Origin of the sequence: Mesorhizobium sp. LNHC229A00 (assembly GCF_000502415.1) — a bacterium.
Lineage (GTDB): Bacteria > Pseudomonadota > Alphaproteobacteria > Rhizobiales > Rhizobiaceae > Mesorhizobium.
Genome location: NZ_AYWQ01000016.1, coordinates 43,975 through 63,509, shown reverse-complemented (window position 1 = coordinate 63,509; position 19,535 = coordinate 43,975). Strand labels below are relative to the sequence as shown.

The window sequence follows — 19,535 nt, the reverse complement described above, 5'->3', positions numbered from 1 at the left end:
GGAGATTAATCGATTAATCAGAACCGGATAGTTACTTGTGGCCCAAGCCGTGCCTGGCCGTCATTTGGAGGAAGAACTGTCGTGCCAAAATCCTTTGACTACATCATCCCCGGAGCGGGGTCGGCAGGATGTGTCCTTGCATCGCGCCTCACCGAAGACCCGGCAGTCTCGGTCCTCCTACTTGAGGCCGGGGGTAGCGACGACAATTACCTTTTCCACTGGCCGGCGGGCTTCGCCAAGATGACAAAAGGCATCGCCTCGTGGGGCTGGTCTACGGTGCCCCAGAGGCACATGCAGGATAGGGTTCTCTGGTAACCCAAGCAAAGGTGATCGGGGGCGGCTCGACGATAAACGCCCAGATCTATACTCGGGGTAACGCGCTTGACTACGACGCGTGGCGTGACGATGCCGGCTGCGAGGGCTGGGGCTACCGGCATTCTTCCGTACTTCAAGCGCGCAGAAGGCAACGAGCGATTCAGCGATGATTTCCATGGCGCGGAGGGGCCGCTTGGCGTCTCCATGCCGCGGGGGGCATTGCCGATCTGCGATGCTTTCATTCGTGCTGCCCAGGAGGCGGGTATTCCCTATAAGCCTGATTTTAACGGCCGGCGGCAGCGCGGTATCGGCTACTATCAGTTGACCCAGCGCGATGCGCGTCGCTCCTCTACGGCGACAGCTTTTCTGTCGCCTGCGCGGTCGCGGCCAAATCTCACGGTGATGACCGGGGCGCAGGCGATCCGCGTTGCGATTGTGGCGGGGCGGGCTCGCGGTGTCCATGTCGCGCAAGAGGGCAAGGTCGTGCGCATTGAATGTGCGCGAGAGGTCCTGATAACCTCAGGCCCCATCGGTTCACCGCGCCTCCTCCTGTTGTCGGGCATTGGGCCGGCCGACGACATCAATGCCCTTGGCATCGATGTAGCTCATGATCTCCCGGGAGTGGGCGCTAACCTCCAGGATCATGTCGATATCTGCGTGCTTTGTAAATGCACTGGCGACCACTCTTATGACAGCGTACAGAGGCCGCACAGAACGCTCATGGCAGGGCTGCAATACCTGCTGTTCAAGTCTGGACCGGTCGTGTCCTCGCTGTTTGAGACCGGCGGTTTTTGGTACGCGGATCCAGGTGCACGTTCGCCCGATATGCAGTTTCATTTCGGGCAGGGCTCCGGGATCGAGAAAGGCATTGCCCGTCTTGATAACCCGGGTGTGACACTGAACACGGCGTTCATGCGCCCACGCTCCAGGGGAAGTGTTCGGCTGAAGAGCGCCGATCCTGGGGCCATGCCGCTAATCGACCCAAACTACTGGGCCGAGCCGTATGACCGTGAGATGTCGCTACGCGGCCTTGAGATGGCGCGCGAGATCATGTCGCAGCCGGCGCTGAGGCCGTTTATCAGGCGCGAAGCGCTGCCGGGCGCCGCGGTTGCCGAGGATCCGACGGCGCTTCTCGACTACGCGTGCCGCATGGCCAAGACGGACCACCACCCTGTTGGCACTTGCAAGATGGGGCATGACTCGATGGCGGTGGTGGGCACCGACCTGAGGGTGCATGGGCTGGAGGGGCTGCGAGTTTGCGACTCTTCCATCATGCCGTTGATCAATTCCTCCAACACCAACGCACCGACCATAATGATAGGCGAGAAGGCCTCCGACCTGGTCGCCGGGAAACCGTCGCTCGCTCCGACAATCTTCGATTGGGAACGCAACGACAGACGACGCTTCGCCGAAGCATAAGGGGCCCCGCAATCGGGTCTTGTCAATTGACAGGCACATAGCGCTATGAAATAACTAATTAGTTACAAACGAGCTGCCTCAGATAGCTTAATCGAATAAGCACGGCAGACGAGGGAGCAGCGATGATCAAGGTTCACGGCATCCAGCATATCGGTCTGACAGTGCCAAATATGGAGGAGGCAGTACGCTTCTTTCAGACGATGTTCGGTGCCGTGACTGTGATGGAGTGCGGCAGCGTCGATGTCGATGATGTCTTCATGGCCCGTCGGCTCGGAGTGCCCGGTGGTTGCCGCATCAAGGACCAGAGGGTCATTCGATGCGGGAATGGCGGCAACCTTGAACTCTTTGAGTACAGCGGCGAAGCCGAACCTAGCAAAATCAAGCGCAACAGCGAGGTCGGCGCGTTTCATCTTGCTCTTGCCGTCGACGACGTGGTCGCCGCGGCCGAGCGCCTGCGCGCCGCGGGTGTCGATGTCCTGGACGGACCGACATTGATTTCATCGGGTCCCATGGAGGGCCTGACATGGGTCTATCTGCGTTCGCCTTGGGGTCAGTATCTTGAACTGGTGAGCACGACGGGCCCGATGGGGTACGAGGAGGGCGGTGGCCCGAAAATGTGGTCGCCGAGCAGCGAATAGCCAAAGAATGGGCTCTCGCCCCTGTGCCTAGAAGGCCCAAGACTCATCGACGCTTAATCGTATCAGCAAGTTTTTTCTGCAACGCAAGTCAATGGAGGATGAAGCTAATGATGCACTTAAAAACAATGGTCTGGGCAGCCAGCGTGGCGACGCTCTTAGGTGGAAGCGCCCTTGCTGATGACAAACCTTTCGCCGGGGTCGAGCTGAAAATGCTCGGCATAGGGGATACGTCTGTCACCCGTGTCGCGCCAATCGTCGGCGAATTCGAGAAGCAGACGGGGATAAAGGTTCATATCGATCAACTCCCGTATCCCGGCCTCATCGACAAGATTGTCGTCGAGGCGAGCTCGAGCAGTCCGACCTATCAACTGCTTTGGATCGACAGCCCGTGGGTCGGTCTTTTGGGTGAAGCAGGGGCGTTGGAGGACATGACCGCCCGCGCCAAGCGCGATGCCAAGGAGATTGGGCTGGATGACATCATTCCAGTCCAACTGCAGGAAAACACCTGGCAGGGCAAGCTTCTCGCTTTCCCGGCTTCAGGCATGATCTGGATGCAGCAATATCGAGCGGATCTGCTCGAAAATCCTGATGAGCAGGCCAACTTCAAGAAGAAGTATGGTTACGACTTGGCGCCTGCCAAGACATGGGCTCAATACCGCGATATCGCGGAATTCTTCACACGCAAGAAAGGTGAGCTTGCCGGCGGCAAGCCCCTCGATTTCGACCTCTATGGTGCGAGCCAATCCTATAGCCGTGTCCAAGGTGCTATCACGCACGACTACTTTCCGTTCATGCGCTCGTTCGGTGGTGATTACTGGGACCCAAAGACTGGCCTGTGCGCCATGACGAGCGACGCGCATGTCAAGGCTGCGGAGTACATGAAGTCCCTAATTCCGTTCAATCCGCCCGATTATCTCGGCCTGATGTGGGACATTCAGTCGGGTTTCATGGAGCGCGGCGAAGCTGCCGAGGCGGCCTACTGGAGCGTGCGTTCGGTGCGCCTGACGAACCCCAAGGAAGCGACGCTTGCGACGATCGGCAAGGCGGGTTTTGCAGAGAGCCCCGTATCCGACGCGGGTCCCCAGCCGACCTATACCGGCACTCTTGGCTTCGCCATCAACGCCAAGTCTTCCGACAAGGAGAAGGATGCCGCATGGGAGTTCATCAAGTGGGCGACCAGCGAAAAGCTGATGAGGCGGTTCGCTGACGAGGGAAATGGCGTCAGCCAGTTCCGCAAGTCGATCCTGTCTGACCCGGCGCTGCAGAAAAAATATCCCTACTACAAGGTGCTTCTCGACAGCCAGGTCAATGCTCGCCGCCGCATCTTCCATCCCTTTTATCAGGATATGGAAGAGAACTTTGGTGTGGAGCTGAGCAAATACATGGCAGGTGAAACGCCGACGGCTCTGGAGGCGCTCACCAACGCATGCAATGCCGTCAACTCGCGGCTCTCGATCTTCCCGCTGGAGCAGCGTCTGCGCTGGATCCAGGACGTACCGGCCGAAGTTCTCGCGAAGTAATTCTGATCCACCCGCCCCGGCTGTGAAAGGCCGGGGTGGGGTCCTTCAGATGGGAGGAGGAAGGAGCTGTCATGAGCCACACTGCCAGCCGTAACAAAAGCATCGCGCGGATATTTCTGCTGCCGGCGGTCGTCATTCTGTTTGTTACGACCATCTACCCGATGGTCTACGCATTGTGGCTGAGCTTTCGCAACTACGACCTCTCCAAGCCCTTCATCCCGCGGATTTTCGTCGGGCTTACCAATTATTTCGAGATCCTGACGTCGCAGGCTTTCTTCCATGCCCTGCTGACGACGTTCAAGCTGATGGCGATGACGCTTTCCGTGCAGCTTGTGCTTGGCGTGGGGATCGCCCTGCTCGTGACCCAAAAATTGCCCGGCATGGCGGTCGTAAGGACGCTGCTGCTTATCCCCATGATGATTTCGCCGGTCATCGTTGGGTTGGTCTGGCTCTTTCTCTATTTTCCCGAGCTTGGCTATCTCAACTATTTCATCGGTCTTGTTGGACTGGGTCCCATACCTTGGATTACGAGCACCCGCTGGGCGCTCACCGCGATAGCGATCGCCGATATCTGGCAGTGGACGCCCTTCATCATGATGGGTACCGCTGCCGCGTTGCAGAGCCTTTCGCCGGAACCTTATGAGGCCGCACGCATAGACGGCAATTCGCGCTGGGATGTGTTCCGCTATGTGACATTGCCGCAGCTCAAGCCGGTTCTCATAAGCTTGCTGTTCCTGCGTGCCATCGACGCCTTCAAGATTTACGATGTGATCTACGTGTTGACGAAGGGCGGGCCGGGCGACGCGACCGAGGTCATATCGCTTTACATCTATCGGCAGAGTTTCACTTTTTGGCGCATGGGCGTCGGGGCGGCTGCGTCCTTCGTGTCGCTGGTTATCATCACGGTACTGATCACTTTCTTTTTCAAGTCGATGCAGCGCAGCCAGGCCACCCAGGCGCGGTGAGGGGGAAATCGCCATGACATCGAGTGCTCGCGAAAAGACTTTCATCTACCTGCTGCTTGGCGTCGTGCTGATTATTTTCATGACGCCGATCTATCTGATCCTGGTGTCCTCGCTGAAGCCGGCGGCGCTTATGTTCTCCAGGCCGCCAGCCTTCATCTTCACGCCGACACTCGACAACTACTATGACCTGTTCACGATGCGGCCGTTTGACCTGCAAATCCTGAACAGTCTGATCGTGGCGCTCGGTTCTACCGCTTTCAGTCTGACGGTTGGGACGCTCGCCGCCTATGCGATCTCGCGCATCAAGAGCAAATGGATCAACGATGTAGCATTCTGGATCCTGTCAATGCGCATGTTTCCGCCCATCGCAGTCGTAGTTCCCTACTACATCATCTTCCAGTCGCTTGGCCTGCTCGACACGCCGCTAGCGCTCATAATTGTCTACTCAACTTTCAACATCCCGCTCACAGTTTGGCTGATGAAAGGCTTCTTCGACGAGGTGCCGGAGGCGCTGGAGGAGGCAGCGCAGGTTGACGGTCACGGCGTCTTCGCGACCTTTCTTCACGTGACCCTTCCGCTAACGGCTCCCGGCCTCGCTGTATCCGCGGTGTTCTGTTTCATCTTCTCATGGAACGAGTTCCTGTTTGCGCTGATGCTCACAGGATCGAAAGCCCAGACGGTGACGGTGGCGGTCATGTCCTTCTGGTCGAGCGATGCGGTCCAGTGGGGCCGCATCATGGCGGGATCCTTGGTCGTCCTGATTCCGGGTGTGATCTTTGTGCTCACCTGCCAGCGCTGGCTTGTAAAGGGCCTGACCATGGGGTCGGTCAAGGGATGAGCGCGATCCCAAAAATTAATTCTAGAGGAGGACGTCAATGTCGTCGGTGACGTTGCGAAATGTGGTCAAGCGCTATGGCCAAGTCGAAGTTGTGCACGGTATCGACCTAGCCGTCGAGGAGGGGGAGTTCGTTGTCCTGCTTGGCCCTTCAGGCTGCGGCAAGACCACCACGCTTCGCATGGTCGCCGGACTTGAGGACATTTCGGGGGGCGAACTTGAGATCGCGGGCCGCCGGGTAAATGATGTCCCGCCAAAGGACCGGCAGATCGCGATGGTCTTCCAGAACTATGCGCTCTACCCGCATATGACCGTCCGACAGAACATGGAGTTCGCGCTAAAGCCGCAAAAACTCTCCGCGACTGAGGCAGAAGGCCGTATCAGCGAAGCGGCGCGTATTCTCGGCCTTGAATCGCTGCTCGCGCGAAAACCGTCACAACTTTCAGGCGGCCAGCGGCAGCGCGTCGCCATGGCGCGCGCCATGGTGCGAACGCCGAAAGTTTTCCTATTCGACGAGCCGCTTTCCAATCTTGACGCGAAGCTGCGCACGCAGGTGCGCGTAGAAATCGCGAAGCTGCACAAACGGCTTGGCACCACGGTCCTTTATGTCACCCATGACCAGATCGAGGCGATGACACTGGCCGACAAGATCGTCATCATGAAGGATGGCCACATCGAACAGATCGGGTCGCCAGAGGAGGTCTTCTCGCTGCCGCGCAACCTGTTCGTTGCTAGCTTCATCGGTAGCCCCGCGATGAACCTCATGCCGGGGGTCGTCGCGGCCGCTGGCGGGGCGGCAGTTCTTACCTGTGGGTCATTGCAGATTCCGGCACCCAACGCTCTGAGTCAGGTCCTGAAAACGGCACAGCAGGTGACGGTCGGCGTGCGGCCATCGGACATCCGGCTGGTGAGTAGCGAGGTCGCGACAACCTCTTATGACACGTCGATCGAGGTCGTCGAATACCTCGGTACCGAGGCGCTGCTCAATCTCAACGCGGGTGGCCAGGAACTTGTGGCGCAGGTGCCTGCTTCGGCCAGGCCCGCCGCCGGTCAGGAAAATGTCCGCATCGCTTTTGATCCGGACAAGCTGCATATCTTCGACACGCAAAGCGGGCAGGCCATTCGGCCCTGAGGTTGCGGCCACAATCGAATCCATTTGGAGGACGCCATGGGACGAGAGATCGTCTTCACCGGGAAGCGCAAGTTTGAACTAGCAGATTACGACGATAGTCCAATCACGCCGAATGAAGTACGTGGCCCTACATTGGCGACCTTGGTGAGCCCTGGCACCGAACTTGCGTGGGCCGATGGCGGCGATTTCCCGGTTCGTCCCGGCTATGCCGCTGTGTTCGAAGCCGAGGAGATCGGTTCGGCCGTCTCCGGTATTAAGCCAGGCGATCGGCTGCTATGCATGGGCGCCCACCGGTCGACCCAGAAGTTCGATACGCGCTACGCAGTCAAGCTTCCTGTCGGTATGGCGCCAGAGAAAGCTGTGGTGGCCCGCCTGATGGGGGTGACGATGACCACCCTGATGACCACGACGGCGCGACCTGGCGACAAGGTCATCATCTGCGGCGCCGGTCCAGTCGGCTACCTGGCGGCGCACCAGTGTCGGATCGCGGGTTACGAGGTTACCCTTGTCGAGCCGGACGAAAAACGGCGGGCTCAAGCGCTACGCTCGGGCATTGTCAACACGCTCCCCACGATGCCGGTGGGCGATCCGGCGTATGTCGGCTCGGTCGCTCTGGTGATCGATTGCTCGGGACATGAACAGGCGGTACTCGACGGCTGCAAGGTTGTGCGCAAACGCGGTGAGGTCGTATTGGTCGGTGTGCCGTGGAAGGCGAATACGGCCATTTTGGCCCAAGAGATACTCCACGCGATATTCTTCAATTTCGCCGTTTTACGCAGCGGCTGGGAATGGGAAGTTCCGCTCCTCGCCCGTGCCTTCGTGTGGGAGGAGCTTTACGAGGGGTACAACAATGCCTCACACAGCACCTTTACCGGCCTGGTTAAGGCACTGAAATGGTTGTCAGAAGGCCGCATCCCGGTCGATGGCTTGGTCCGCAGCTTGAATCCCAGTGACCCTTCTGCTGTCTATGGCGCGCTGCTAAACAGAGAGATTGATGAACCGTTCGTGGTGCTCGACTGGAGCGGTGCCAAGTGAAGTGAGGTATCAGTTCGCCTCAGTTTCAGCAAAGGATCGTGTTTGATTGCTCATGCCCGTTCGGTATCGAGCCGGATCGCTGTGGATGAATGCTGACACGCTGCTTCTTTGAAGTCGCCCTCTTGTAGATAGAACATCGCACCTTTCGCGAACTTCTTGGAATGAGGCAGCCTGTCTGCGAGGTATTCGGCTGCCAATCGGAACGCATCGGCCGGTTTTGTAGGTACCGGATTGGTCAGCGGTTCCGCGTCGAGCTCGTAGAGGACGATTCCCTCACTACGAATGTCGACAAAGAAATACTGACCCTCCCTGAGTGCGGTGTTCACCTCCCGGCGGGAATGCACAATGAAGCTGACCGGCGTGTTGATTTCGCGCATCAGGCGGTCTGCGGCCGTCTGCCAATAGCCGGCGAAATCGGTCAGTTTGCGATTGTTCACCAACACCAGCAGATCGAAATCCGAACGATAGCCCTTCCTGGTATGCGGCTCGTCGACCCAGCCACCACGCGCATAGGATCCGAAAAGTATGATCTTGAGGATGCGCCCACGCTTTTTGAAGTCGGCAGTCCCTCCCTTGAGGGCATCCTCAAACTCCTCGAGGAGTAGCTCAACCGTCTTTCTCAGCTCGCGCTGTTTTGGTGGCGGGAGGTTGTCGATGCTGGATTTCATAAACAAGGATCTGTCGTCCATCGGGTATGCATAGCCGAGACGATGCCTCGAATCCACAGACTGCCTCGTTCGGCCGGATTGAGCAACGCACACATTGCGGCATCTGCGGGATATCGACGCCATTCCCTTCGCGGCGGAGGGGCAGGCCTATACAATTGGCAGCTTCCTCAAGACGAGCTATGCCGATGGCCTCCTGGTGCTCCATGGCGGCAAGATCGCCGCCGAGCGCTACCTGAACGGCATGACACCGCATACCCAGCACCTGTCGCAATCGGTCGCCAAGTATCGTCGGCACCGTGGCGGGCATCCTGATCGGCCGCGGAGTGGTCGACCCGGCCGCGTCCCTGACGCACTATCTGCCGGAGCTGGAGGCGACGGCCTACCGCGGCGCGACCGTCCAGCACGTGCTCGACATGACCAGCGGAGTGGCCTTTGACGAGACCTATACCGCGCTCGATTCCCACATGGCGCAGCTGGATGCCGCCAGTGGCTGGAAGGATCGTTGGAACCCGAACTGGCCCACGCATGTCTGGGACCTGATCCTGTCTTTGAAGGATCTGGAGTGCCCGCACGGTACCTCCTTCCGCTATCGCTCGATCGAGACGGATGTTCTGTCCTTCGTTCTACAGCGCGCCGCCGTTACCCCGCTTGCAGAACTCGTCAGCCGTGAATTGTGGGCGCCGATGGGTGCGGACGAAGACGCCTATTTCACCGTGGACGCTGCCGGCTATGCTTTGGGTGATGAGGGATTCAATGCGACTCTTCGCGACTATGCTCGTTTCGCCCTGCTGCATCTTCGCGGCGGCGAGATCGACGGCCGGTGTATCGTGTCGACCGAGTGGATTGCCGGGACACGGTTCGGTGCTGATCCGACACTCTTCGGCAGCATCTATCAAGAGGTTCTGCCCGCCGGCGCATATCACAACCAGTTCTGGATCGAGGATACCGCACGCGGCGCCTATATGGCCCGCGGCGTCTTCGGACAACTGATCTACATCGACCCGGTGGCGGATTTCGCGGCGGTTGTTCTGTCGAGCTGGCCCGAATTCGTCAGCACGGCGCGGATGCGGACAGCGCTGGCGGCGGTCAGGGCTATCCGAGGGACGCTGTCGTCGTAACGAGCGGGCAATTCCCGTACGGGTCCGCAGCCGCGCCGGCTGGCCGGGATCGTCCAGACGCGGAGCGTGAGAGATCGCAGATGCCGACGCGGTCGGCCATGGCCAGTTCGTGCTGGCGGGGCTGACGGACTAGCCAACGGTACCATCGGCCTCTTGGCTCCTAGTTTCTGAGTGAGCTTCGTTTTTCAAGTCGTTACAATGAACGACTGTCAGCATCGTCGTTGCGCCGTTTTGAAACCTGCGGTTTTTGCCAAAGCCTGAACTGGCTTGCGGATTTCCGAAAATCACGCCTTGCGATCATTTCTGCTACCGATCAATTTAATGGCTTCTCATCTCCTGCACGTGCACGTCTTGGCATATGGACCAAGATCATGATCTTGGCAGGATTGAAGGAGGCCACACATTTTGCGTGCCGTTGTTTTCAGCAAGAGCACACAATAGACGCGTTCATCGCGGAACCGAAGCCGCTCGTTTCAATGGCGACGAAGATCTCGGCAGAGAACTTTCGGTACGCGGAAAGACCCATCAACTCCAAGATCGGCAGATGCGAAGCGGCAGGCCGGAAACTAACCTTGTGCCTGAGAGTCTCAGGGAACCTCACCTCAGCGTGTGACTCCATCCGGTCCAGGCCCGAAGGAACCTAGCTGTCCATCATCCGTGACCGTCTGGTGTCGAAAGCGCGCTGCGGCGTTTTGCGGGGGACCACAATGGGCAAGATTGCCTTGGAGGTCTTGCCTTTCGTCGATACCGGCCACCCCTGCGCCAGGGCTTGGACCACTTGGCCGTGAACGACCTCGTCGCGGTAATCCCGGAGCTCGGCCAGCCACGTCTGATGAGCTTTTATGATATCGAAGATCTGCTGTCCTTTGTCCCCCCTCTTTTCCAAGGTGTTTATCTAACGCGCGGTAGTGCCCGGCAACGTTCGGGACGCCGCAACCGTGAGAAAGTCCAAACCGGACCGGATGGCAGCCAAGAAGGCGGACAATTCATGGATGTAAGCCGGTGGCGGGGCCGCCGTTCACGACGACTGATGCCGTGGAGGTGACGACATTTTTTCTGCATTCATTCATGAACTAGATCAGGGGGCAGGCAAGACTGTCTCGACCAGGTTGGCCCAGTACCCAATCCCGTAAGGAAGAGCTTCATCGTTAAAGTCATACGCAGCGTTGTGGAGAGAGGCTGTCGAACCATTTCCAATGAAGATCATTGCACCCGGTCGAGCTTCGAGCATGAATGCAAAGTCTTCGGATCCCATAACGGGGCTGTAGTTATCATCGACGCTAATCGCCCCAACCAGATTGCGCGCGGCACTGATCGCAAGGTTTGTCTCTTCGGGGGAGTTGATCATGATCGGATCTATTCTACGGTACTTAAACTCGATTTCCGCGCCATAGCCGGTTGCAATCCCTCGCGCTACGGCGGGAATCTGCGCCTCAGCAAAGTCTCGAAGCCCAGGCTTCAACGTTCTTACTGTCCCGGATAATGTCGCTGTTTCGGGTATCACGTTGTAAGCCTCCCCAGCGTGCATCTTTGTGATCGAAACGACTAACGACTCCAATGGATTCGTCGAGCGTGATACCAGCGGCTGCAGGCCGACGATGATCTGGCCCGCTAGCACAATCGGATCGATGTTGCGATGAGGGCTGGCAGCATGTCCTCCCTGGCCTTTGATCGTAATGTCAAATTCATCCAGCGCTGCCATGAAAGGACCGTCGCAAATTGCGAACCTGCCAACATCAAGGCCGGGCGAATTGTCCATGGCAAAAACACGGGAGATTCCAAATCGATCCATTATACCTTCTTGAACCATCCTCTGCCCGCCAAGTGCATTCTCTTCAGCTGGCTGAAAGATCAAGGCCACGGAGCCACCGAAATTCCGGGATTCGGCAAGAAATTTCGCGGCCCCAAGCAACATAGCCATGTGGCCGTCGTGGCCGCATGCGTGCATTCTTCCAGATACGGTAGATGACCAGGGCTTATTTGATTTCTCCGCAAGGAGAACGGCGTCCATCTCAGCCCTCAAGCCAATCGTCGGACCGCTGCGTTGATTTCCCTCAATCAGTGCAACAACGCCGGTCTTTGCAACCCCAGTCTCGATATGCGTGACCCCGAACGATCGAAGTTTTTCTACTACGTAAGCAGCGGTGCCATGCAGTTCATAATCCAACTCTGGACGCTGATGGAGGTAGCGACGCCATTTCGTTGCCTCTTTGATCAGAGGTTTGAATGTCTCAAGATCATACATGCCGCTTTCCTTTAGCTCACACCGCTTAAGTTGAACCCTCGATGGTTCCGCTAAACTCAGCACGGCGTCAAATTCAGACTTTCTATCCCGTGATCTGGATCCGATATGGACAAAGTACGGCTCCCGAAGGCCATGGCTAGTTCCGGAGGTTGGGAGAGGCGGGCTGTTCGAAGTGCTCTAGCGCCAGCCCTTGGAATCGAACTCTGCCCTTCAGGCGAGAGGCTCACCAATTCGCGCCTCCACAGCGGTCAAGTTTTGTCTGATCAACAACGTCAATCCTATCCCGGCCGAAGCCGCTCGGGTTGCGGCAATCGCGCCTGCCACCTCCCATCTTTGATCAGCTGGCGCACTACTTTCGGCAGTAGGCCGCGGATGGCGGCCACTTCAGCCGACCGCTCATCTCGCGCGTTTGCCGCAAGTATGACTGAGCGCGATATCGATGGGTTGATGATCTTCGCCGTACGGATCAGACCAAGCGACGTTTCGCGCTGGACCGCAGATGGGGTCAAAATGGAATAAGCCTTGCCATCGGCAACCATGTCTATGATCGTGGATAGCGAATCTATCTCATATCGGACGTCCAGCAGAATCCCGTTTTTTTTCGCGACGTCGGCCACGGCTCGTTGGACGCTGGTAACATTCATGGGGACGGCCAGGGGATAGGCGCTCAACTGATCGAGAGACACAACGTTCTCGAAAGGGGGACTGTCCGGTGGGATAATAAGACAGAATTCCTCCTCAGCTAGAATGTCATAACGCGAGTTGTCGTCTCCCATCGTGTAGAAAACAGCCAAGTTGAAGCGCCCTGCCAGCATCATTTCTTCAACCGAGCCGCTCATGCCCTCGACGATTTTTAGCGAGACTTTCGGAAATCGCTCGTTCGCCATATTGAGCAATTCTGGAGCCATGAACCGAGCTGGGCCGGAGGGAAGCGCGACCGACACCTCTCCAACAGGGGTTTTCGGATTGCTGGTGAGTTCCTCTTCAGCGATGCTCACCTGGTTCAAGATGATGCGCGCATGATGAAGCAGCCGCGAGCCGGCCGCTGTCAATGTCACCCCACCTCGATCGCGGACGAGCAGCCTTGTTCCTAAGCTGTCCTCCATTTCACGAACATGCAGGCTGAGCGCGCTTTGGGCGACGTTCATTTGCTCGCCGGCTCGGGTAAAACCACCTGCTTCGGCTACGCCAACGAAGTATCTTAATTTCTTAAGATCCACGTTTGGACGCTCCTGCGTCCCGCTTAGCTTCACCAGGCGCAACGCAATCGTGAATCGAGATGACCAGTAGATTGTTCCTGAACATTGTGCGTTTCGACCCCTCCCGAGGCGGCAAGTGACACCCGATCTAGCCACATTGCTGGGTCAGAACACATGTTAATGCATTTGGATGCTGCACGCCATCTGGATTTGCGATGGCTTGGGGCCTGCGACAAGTGGGAGGCGCCTGCCGCCGTTTCATTGCCCGCAGAGACGGTCGCTCTTCTGTAAGGCAGCCACTCTGTATTGAGTGCTGCTCGGTCCTTTATAAGCTTGATTGGTGCGCTTGGTCGGCAAAGACACTTCCATCCGCTGCGGTGGGGACACGCTCCATTTTGCGATCGCTGGCGCGAACGACGCGGCAGAGCCTCGCTGCAGCGCTGCTAGACATCAAAATTGGAGACGGCTCGGTTGCTCTTGTAGAGAGTCATTTTGCGGCCTCGATGGCTTCCTCCGTCGAGAGACTTCCTCCGACACATGGTCGGTGAGCGCCTTTGCGAGGTACCGTTTGCCGGAGCGACCTAGCAAGCCAATACAATTCGGGAAGGTGATAGGCATCACTCGCCAACAGGATTGTCGAGAGAGGCACGACCTCCATGACCTGTGCCCTGCGAGATGTCGTGGGTTACCCCAATCTACCTTGTTTTGATAATCTTGTTGAGATCATGCTTTGTAGCTTCGTCACCGTTGAGCCATTGGGTGTAGGTCCCCCGTGGAAATTAAGCTGCCATTGGCATCCCCGCCAGTGAGATGCGCTCCAGGTAGCGTTTTGGCGTCGTAATGGCGTCCTGGTCGGTGATGACCTGGCCATGAGTATCGTCAATCGGCAGCGCATCAACCCAATATTGCTTCAAACTCCGGCTCCTGCCTGGAAAGAAACAGCGGCAGGTGTTCCAAGTGATGCAAGCCACTTTGACGTGAGACCGTCCCAGAGCTTTCTGTGATGGCGCCGGTTTGCGTGCTATTAATGCCGTGCTTGATCATTGTAGTCTCTTCGGGGTTACTCAGATTGTGATCTGCGGGTCACCAAACCTGGAAGATCTGTCGTGGAGCAGAGGTCAGAACGTCGACGCCGGTTGTGGTCACGCGAAATGTTTCGCTGATCACATAGCCGAACTCCTCATCAATCCAGTTTCCGAGCATCAGGTGAAAGGTCATGTTTGGTTGAAGCACGGTCACGTCGCCATCCCGGAGACTGGCGGTGGGTTCTGTCCAGCCAATCCCCTGTGCATATCCGCAGCGGGATTCCTTGCTGAGGCCTCTTTTCTCGATAGTTAGGTAAAATGCGTTGGCGACGTCGCTACAAGTCGCTCCTGGTCGGACAGCCGAGAGCGCAGCATCAAGCCCCTCCACTTGAACGTCGTGGACCCTGCGGAGTCGACCTGACGGAGCACCAATCGAATAGGTGCGCATCAGCGCAGCACAATATCCATGGCGGGATCCGGCGAGTTCGATATTGACCTGGGAGCCCTCGCGAAAAATATCCTCGCTCCAGGGGATATGACATGTGCCTGTGCGGGGCGTCGCGCAGATGGCTATCGCTTCCAGTCTCGTGCCCGGCTTTCCGTTAACGCCTCGAATGAGCACAGACGCGATCTCAGCAAAGGCGTCCGCTTCGCGCGTTCCGGGGCGGATCACTTCTGCAGCGCGCGCGATAGCGGCATCTGAAATCGCCGCTGCTTCGCGCATCACCTCAATCTCAAGCTCAGACTTGACCAGCCGTATCCACGTCACCGCTTTGGTGCAGTCTACGATCCTGGTGCCTTCGAGCCTTCTTCGGAACTTTTCGACCGTCAGGGTTGAGAGATCATACTGTTCGAGTCCGATCGAGCCTTGTGCCAAGCCGGCGGCTTGGAGGTAATCGATGACTGCGTCATAGCCATCCTTATCTTGATGGGCGATCAACAATTCTGGATAGGCAATGATCTTCTCTCGCCCCATAAAGCACTGATGCATAGCGGCAGGCGCATCCATACGACGGAGAATGAAAACCGGTTCGTCTTCTTTTGCAGTGACCACCAGGGCCTGAGGTACGTAAGCGGATCGTGCGGTATACCCGCTAAGATAAGTGATGTTGTGCTGGTCGGACACAACAAGCGCGTCTACCTCCCGGCGTGCCATTTCGGATTTGACCAGCAAAAGGCGCCGCAGGTACTCGTTGCGGGGAAACGGTCCCTTGATTATTGCCACCTTAAATACCTCCTTGAATTGCGAGACCTCGGATCGCCCAACGCGGCTCGCTGAGACATCAATTCAAAACGCCACCGACCACCGGTCCGCAGACAGATTCCATCAGCGTTCTGCAAAGCGTTGTGATGTCGAACACTGGCAGGCCGGTGTTTCGGCGAACTGACTGTGCCAAGCGAGGAAACATCGTGCACTCAAGCAAGACAGCTCCGATTTCAGGATGCTTTTCCCGCAACTGATCTGTACGCGTACAAACTTCCTCTCGCATGACGGCGATGTCGGTTGCCGACGGTGGGCGCTGCATTTCATTTTTCCAGGTCTGGGTGTTTTCGATGCCGCCGATGACCACTCGGTGAAGGTCATTTGCATCCGAAAGGCCCAGCAGCTCGGTTTCCAAGTGGGAGGCATCAAATGTCAAAACCGCAAGCTTGGCCGACACCGGCAGCTGCCGAAGTATGACCGGCGCAAGCAGGAGAGATGACAGAGCCACGGGAACCTGAACCGCGGCCGCGACCGCCGCTTGGTGTCGGATGGAGAAGCCACAGTCGGCCGTAATCGCAACAGCGCCGCGTTCGACTAGCCGTTTCGCTGATGCGATGTAAGGCGCTTCCAAGTCGGGATCACCTCGTACAACGACATCAGCCCCGGCGCCGGCGACAGTTTCTTGCATGGTTGAAAAGGGGAAAGTTTCTGGATCATGCAGCGGCCCGGTGACGGTGACGTCTTGTAAGGCAGATCCTGGCTTAAGATCCAAAATGCCGAGGATCCCGCCCGAGCGTAAAATGTCATCTGAAGCCATGTCCAAAACCGAACGTTCCTGGTGACTGAAGGCGGCAATCTGAGTTGCCGAGACACAGAAGCTAATTTCTGAACGCGCTCATCTCGATCAGCATCTTCGCCAGGCTCACATAATCCGCCACCATCAAACCAGTCTCGCGGCGAACCGCTTGGGCGGCGAGCGGGAAAGCAGCGCATTCGAAAACGAGCACGGCGACATCCGGATCGCGACTGAGCAAGGCTTGTGCGGCTGCCGTTACATCTTTGATGATAACAGAGGAGGAAACCTCCGGAACTGGCTCAGCCAGGCGGCTCCACGTCTCGGAACCCTCGATGCCCGCGACGGCAACATCAATCTTCGTCGAACACCATCCTGCCGCGGCAAAATGATTCTCACTCATCCGCGTGGCATCATAGGTGAGAATGCCGACTTTCTTGCCTTTGGGTAGGGTTGTCGCAACGAACGGTACCAAGGAAAGACTCGATAATACGACCGGCACTGACACTGAGGAGGCAATTTGGCTTTGCATCAGCGCCGTGAACCCGCAATTTGACGTGATCGCCGAAACACCATCTTCCTGCAGTTGCTGAGCGCACCGAACATAGGAGTCCAGGATATCCTCGCCCCCGTCCACAACGGCTTTGACAGACGCTCCAGGAACCGTGATCTGCCGTGTCGGGAAAGGAAATGTTTGTGGGTTGCAAAGTGCCCCTGGATGCAAAATTGGCCGGTTCTCCAAAAGCAGCAGCCCCAAAGTCTTAGCCATTCCTCACCTCCACGAACGTCGATCTATGTTAGGTGCTGTCGCGGACGGACGGACTTGTCGCGCAGGCAGCGCTCCTACGGGAGCCGGTCTCAGTTTGCTTGCGTCAGCGCGGCTACGGCTTGGCGATGAATCTGGCCGCAGCGAAAGACGACCATTTCCTGCCAGTCTGGCCGACTGGGATTGTAGTGGTCCCGGGTGGCGGTCCGTATCCGCTTGCCAAGCTCAGTGTTGGCTTGCGCGGCTTGGTAGGCAAACAACCAGTGGTCGTTTCGAAGGACTTCGCGGCCCTTGTCAGGGCTGTAAGTGCCGAACTCGAGACACACATATGTATGCCGGTTTCCCAACTCCCGCTGCCAGAACTCATCCTGCGTACCGGTGATTTCTACCGAGGACGAAGTCCCCAGTTCCGGCGAGGTCACCGACGGGCCGAAGATTTCCAGGGCGCGGCGATAGCCTTCCATTCCCGAGGATGTTTCGGTTTGCAGTTCACCATAGCCATAGGGGCCAAGCCCGGTGTGGTAATCGACAACGACAACCGACTGCCGCTGCGATATCTTGTAGTCAGTGAAAATCTCTTCCAAGACCTTTCTCGGTTCTGACGGGGCTGTGCCGCCAAAGAACATACCCTCCGGTCGGGTGTACTGACCCTTCTTCCGCGCCGTCTGAAACGCAATTTCTCCATTTTTGGCGCGGAAATCAGCAATCGTTCGCTCGGCTGCGGCTAACCCCTCTGCCGTAAGATCTGCGGGGACGAGGTGATCGGCCAGTTCGTCGTAGCCCGGATTTTCTGGTAGCGGACGCGTAAAGTCGACAAAATTTCGATTGAGATCGCATCCTTCTGGCGTAACACGTCGATCCCATGCAAAGCCGTATGGGTTAATGGCGTGAATGAGCAAAACCCCGACCGTGTCTTCGAGTTTTTTTACAAGATCCGAGCCGAGCAGAGAAAGTTGAGCCGCGGACCCGCAATAGCCCTCGACGCCGTGGGTTGCGGCTACGGAAACAAGAAGGTTTCTCGCGCCTGGATCACCTAAATATGCGACATCGGTGTACAGCGACTGGTCTTCAGGTCCTTTGTGGCTGGATGCATAGGATCGAACCTCAGTGAGATCGAGAAAGCGCCGTCGCGCTTCGAAATAAGTCCGCGAAAACATATCTATCGCCTTGCTGATCAATGGAGCGTGGATGAAGACGCGACGCGCAGGTGAGAGCTGAAGGCGATGAGGCGCGCTTCACACAGTCGCGCTCATGGCGCAGCCAGGCGCAATAGACGTGTCTCACCGCCTCGAGCATTCACATCGCCCCGCCTATGACTTGGAAACCAGTGTCCGTTCGAACTTTGAGAGGGGCTCGTTTCCGTCCTCCGTTACGAGGAAGGACTGCGTGATTGCGATGCCGGTGTCCTCCAGCCACAACCCCGACATGCAATGAAACGCCATGCCGGGCTGCAACGCTGTCTTATCGCCAGGGCGCAGACTCGCGGTGCGCTCGCCCCAGGTCGGCGGGAAGCCCAGACCGATCGAATAGCCGAGCCGGGCTTCCTTCTCGAAGCCGTGCTTGGCAATGGAGCGTCGCCACACCAATTCGACCTCTTCGGCAGCCATACCGGGACGGATGCTGCCCATGGTCGTGTCCAATCCCTCGACCACTGCGGCTGCGAGCCGCCGGTAGTTATCCGGTGGTTCCCCCAGGAACACCGTGCGGGTCATGGGGCAATGATAATGCAGGCGCGACCCGGCGATCTCGATGTTAAGCGGCGCATCCTTCTTCAGAGGCTTGTCGGTCCATAGACCATGCGGGGTTCGTACCCGTTCATCCGCGCAGAAGTGCGGAGGGCTGGTCGTGTAAACGCCACCCGCGTCAGGAAGCCCCGAAATCTGCGCCTTGTAGATTTCTGCCACCACATCGCATTCGCGGACACCTGGTGCGCATTTCTCCACCGCAGCTGACATCGCCGCGTCAACGATGCGGCCGGCCTGACGCATGTAGTTCTGCTCTGCATTGCTCTTTACAAGCCTCACACGGTTCACCAACAGCTCACCGTCTTCAAAACGTGCGTTCGGGAGGTGATTTACGAACTCGGCGTGAATACGCGCGGTATAATAATACGCACCCATTTCGGCCCCGATGACGCCTCTATCCAGACCCCGTTCCTTCAGAATGTCTGAGGTTGGCTGAACGGGATGGGAGGTGGCCGATTGAACGAAGCTATCTGGATACGCGCGAATGTTTTCGTCGCGCAGATAAGTCGTGTCGCGAGCCGAAACGGCATCCATAAATCGTCCGATCCAAATCGGCTGATCCTCGTTCATGGCGACAACGAGAAACAAAGGCGCATAAAAGGCCCACGCATCGAAGCCGGTCAAATAGAAGATGTTGGCGGGATCAGAGAGGATCAGGGTATCAAGTCCACAAGCCTGCATTTCCAGTTTTGTAGCGGCAAAGCGGGCCTGATACTCGGTCTCGGTAAAGTAAAGTGCTGGCATGGCGGCTCCTTGAAATTCTAGAAACGGGTACGGGTTAGATGCCATTTTGCTTGGAGAGAGAGCCGCCTGCGCCTTAGACCGCCGCTTCCGTCGGCTGGCTGGATCGACTGGCCTCATGCAGCTGTTCGAGCTGGGTCTCGCCGAACTGATTGCGCGCTGCGGCAGTTTT

General features: G+C 57.6%; 16 protein-coding genes and 2 pseudogenes. 8 read left to right on the top strand and 10 right to left on the bottom strand.

The features are described 5' to 3' along the window. The first annotated feature begins 240 nt into the window (after nt 1-240). The 7 genes and pseudogenes from X742_RS05730 to X742_RS145640 all read left to right on the top strand — a co-directional run bounded on the left by X742_RS05730 (nt 241) and on the right by X742_RS145640 (nt 7,859). Nucleotides 241-1,734 (top strand): annotated as a pseudogene (locus X742_RS05730) (GMC family oxidoreductase N-terminal domain-containing protein). A gap of 122 nt (nt 1,735-1,856) precedes the next feature. Beyond that, entirely contained in the window at nt 1,857-2,372 is a 516-nt protein-coding gene (locus tag X742_RS145615; RefSeq protein WP_023774245.1) for a VOC family protein, read from the top strand. Between the two features lie 107 nt (nt 2,373-2,479). Next, nucleotides 2,480-3,892, top strand: coding sequence for an extracellular solute-binding protein (locus tag X742_RS145620; protein WP_245275598.1), 1,413 nt, complete (start codon nt 2,480-2,482; stop codon nt 3,890-3,892). A 71-nt stretch (nt 3,893-3,963) separates the two neighbouring features. Then, nucleotides 3,964-4,857: a sugar ABC transporter permease gene (locus X742_RS145625; protein WP_023774243.1), complete on the top strand. Its 894-nt coding sequence runs from the start codon at nt 3,964-3,966 to the stop codon at nt 4,855-4,857. Between the two features lie 13 nt (nt 4,858-4,870). Beyond that, entirely contained in the window at nt 4,871-5,695 is an 825-nt protein-coding gene (locus tag X742_RS145630) for a carbohydrate ABC transporter permease (RefSeq protein WP_023774242.1), read from the top strand. 37 nt (nt 5,696-5,732) lie between these two features. Then, nucleotides 5,733-6,824 carry a sn-glycerol-3-phosphate ABC transporter ATP-binding protein UgpC gene (gene ugpC, locus X742_RS145635; RefSeq protein WP_023774241.1) on the top strand — a complete coding sequence of 364 codons (1,092 nt, stop codon included), beginning with the start codon at nt 5,733-5,735 and terminating at the stop codon, nt 6,822-6,824. A gap of 36 nt (nt 6,825-6,860) precedes the next feature. Further along, complete coding sequence (locus X742_RS145640) at nt 6,861-7,859, top strand: zinc-binding dehydrogenase (RefSeq protein WP_031248277.1); 999 nt, start codon at nt 6,861-6,863, stop codon at nt 7,857-7,859. A gap of 98 nt (nt 7,860-7,957) precedes the next feature. On the opposite strand, the pseudogene X742_RS145645 reads toward X742_RS145640, so the two are convergent. Next, nucleotides 7,958-8,527 (bottom strand): annotated as a pseudogene (locus X742_RS145645) (nucleotidyltransferase); the annotation flags it as partial. 296 nt (nt 8,528-8,823) lie between these two features. On the opposite strand from X742_RS145645, the gene X742_RS0137990 reads away from it, so the two are divergent. Then, nucleotides 8,824-9,645: a serine hydrolase gene (locus tag X742_RS0137990; RefSeq protein ID WP_023774238.1), complete on the top strand. Its 822-nt coding sequence runs from the start codon at nt 8,824-8,826 to the stop codon at nt 9,643-9,645. A 1,078-nt stretch (nt 9,646-10,723) separates the two neighbouring features. Here the strand turns inward: X742_RS0137990 and X742_RS0137985 are convergent. The 9 genes from X742_RS0137985 to X742_RS145680 all read right to left on the bottom strand — a co-directional run bounded on the left by X742_RS0137985 (nt 10,724) and on the right by X742_RS145680 (nt 19,366). Next, nucleotides 10,724-11,890, bottom strand: a complete 1,167-nt coding sequence (locus tag X742_RS0137985; RefSeq protein WP_031248274.1) for a M20 aminoacylase family protein — start codon at nt 11,888-11,890, stop codon at nt 10,724-10,726. A 278-nt stretch (nt 11,891-12,168) separates the two neighbouring features. Further along, nucleotides 12,169-13,110, bottom strand: a complete 942-nt coding sequence (locus X742_RS145660; RefSeq protein ID WP_031248273.1) for a LysR family transcriptional regulator — start codon at nt 13,108-13,110, stop codon at nt 12,169-12,171. A 758-nt stretch (nt 13,111-13,868) separates the two neighbouring features. Beyond that, nucleotides 13,869-14,003, bottom strand: coding sequence for a hypothetical protein (locus X742_RS1000000176610; protein ID WP_023774232.1), 135 nt, complete (start codon nt 14,001-14,003; stop codon nt 13,869-13,871). Beyond that, nucleotides 13,984-14,133, bottom strand: coding sequence for a hypothetical protein (locus X742_RS1000000174930; RefSeq protein ID WP_198019235.1), 150 nt, complete (start codon nt 14,131-14,133; stop codon nt 13,984-13,986). The genes X742_RS1000000176610 and X742_RS1000000174930 overlap by 20 nt, the downstream gene beginning before the upstream one ends. 39 nt (nt 14,134-14,172) lie before the next feature. Then, nucleotides 14,173-15,339, bottom strand: coding sequence for a Xaa-Pro peptidase family protein (locus X742_RS145665; RefSeq protein WP_031248272.1), 1,167 nt, complete (start codon nt 15,337-15,339; stop codon nt 14,173-14,175). 58 nt (nt 15,340-15,397) lie between these two features. Further along, nucleotides 15,398-16,135 (bottom strand): hypothetical protein, encoded by a 738-nt coding sequence (locus X742_RS1000000171580; protein WP_023774230.1) that lies wholly within the window; start codon nt 16,133-16,135, stop codon nt 15,398-15,400. A gap of 61 nt (nt 16,136-16,196) precedes the next feature. Then, complete coding sequence (locus X742_RS145670) at nt 16,197-16,880, bottom strand: hypothetical protein (RefSeq protein ID WP_023774229.1); 684 nt, start codon at nt 16,878-16,880, stop codon at nt 16,197-16,199. Nucleotides 16,881-16,969: 89 nt separating this feature from the next. Next, complete coding sequence (locus X742_RS145675; protein WP_023774228.1) at nt 16,970-18,034, bottom strand: DUF2817 domain-containing protein; 1,065 nt, start codon at nt 18,032-18,034, stop codon at nt 16,970-16,972. A 153-nt stretch (nt 18,035-18,187) separates the two neighbouring features. Further along, a complete protein-coding gene (locus tag X742_RS145680; RefSeq protein ID WP_023774227.1) occupies nt 18,188-19,366 on the bottom strand; it encodes a Xaa-Pro peptidase family protein in 1,179 nt (392 codons plus the stop codon). Nucleotides 19,367-19,535 lie beyond the last annotated feature (169 nt).

Coding starts and splice junctions, on each gene's coding strand:
- X742_RS145625 (WP_023774243.1), top strand. CDS start 3,964: ATGAGCCACACTGCCAGCCGTAACAAAAGCATCGCGCGGATATTTCTG.
- X742_RS0137985 (WP_031248274.1), bottom strand. CDS start 11,890: ATGTATGATCTTGAGACATTCAAACCTCTGATCAAAGAGGCAACGAAA.
- X742_RS1000000174930 (WP_198019235.1), bottom strand. CDS start 14,133: ATGATCAAGCACGGCATTAATAGCACGCAAACCGGCGCCATCACAGAA.
- X742_RS145615 (WP_023774245.1), top strand. CDS start 1,857: ATGATCAAGGTTCACGGCATCCAGCATATCGGTCTGACAGTGCCAAAT.
- X742_RS145680 (WP_023774227.1), bottom strand. CDS start 19,366: ATGCCAGCACTTTACTTTACCGAGACCGAGTATCAGGCCCGCTTTGCC.
- X742_RS145670 (WP_023774229.1), bottom strand. CDS start 16,880: ATGGCTAAGACTTTGGGGCTGCTGCTTTTGGAGAACCGGCCAATTTTG.
- X742_RS145620 (WP_245275598.1), top strand. CDS start 2,480: ATGATGCACTTAAAAACAATGGTCTGGGCAGCCAGCGTGGCGACGCTC.
- X742_RS1000000171580 (WP_023774230.1), bottom strand. CDS start 16,135: ATGGCTTCAGATGACATTTTACGCTCGGGCGGGATCCTCGGCATTTTG.
- X742_RS145630 (WP_023774242.1), top strand. CDS start 4,871: ATGACATCGAGTGCTCGCGAAAAGACTTTCATCTACCTGCTGCTTGGC.
- ugpC (WP_023774241.1), top strand. CDS start 5,733: ATGTCGTCGGTGACGTTGCGAAATGTGGTCAAGCGCTATGGCCAAGTC.
- X742_RS145640 (WP_031248277.1), top strand. CDS start 6,861: ATGGGACGAGAGATCGTCTTCACCGGGAAGCGCAAGTTTGAACTAGCA.
- X742_RS145675 (WP_023774228.1), bottom strand. CDS start 18,034: ATGTTTTCGCGGACTTATTTCGAAGCGCGACGGCGCTTTCTCGATCTC.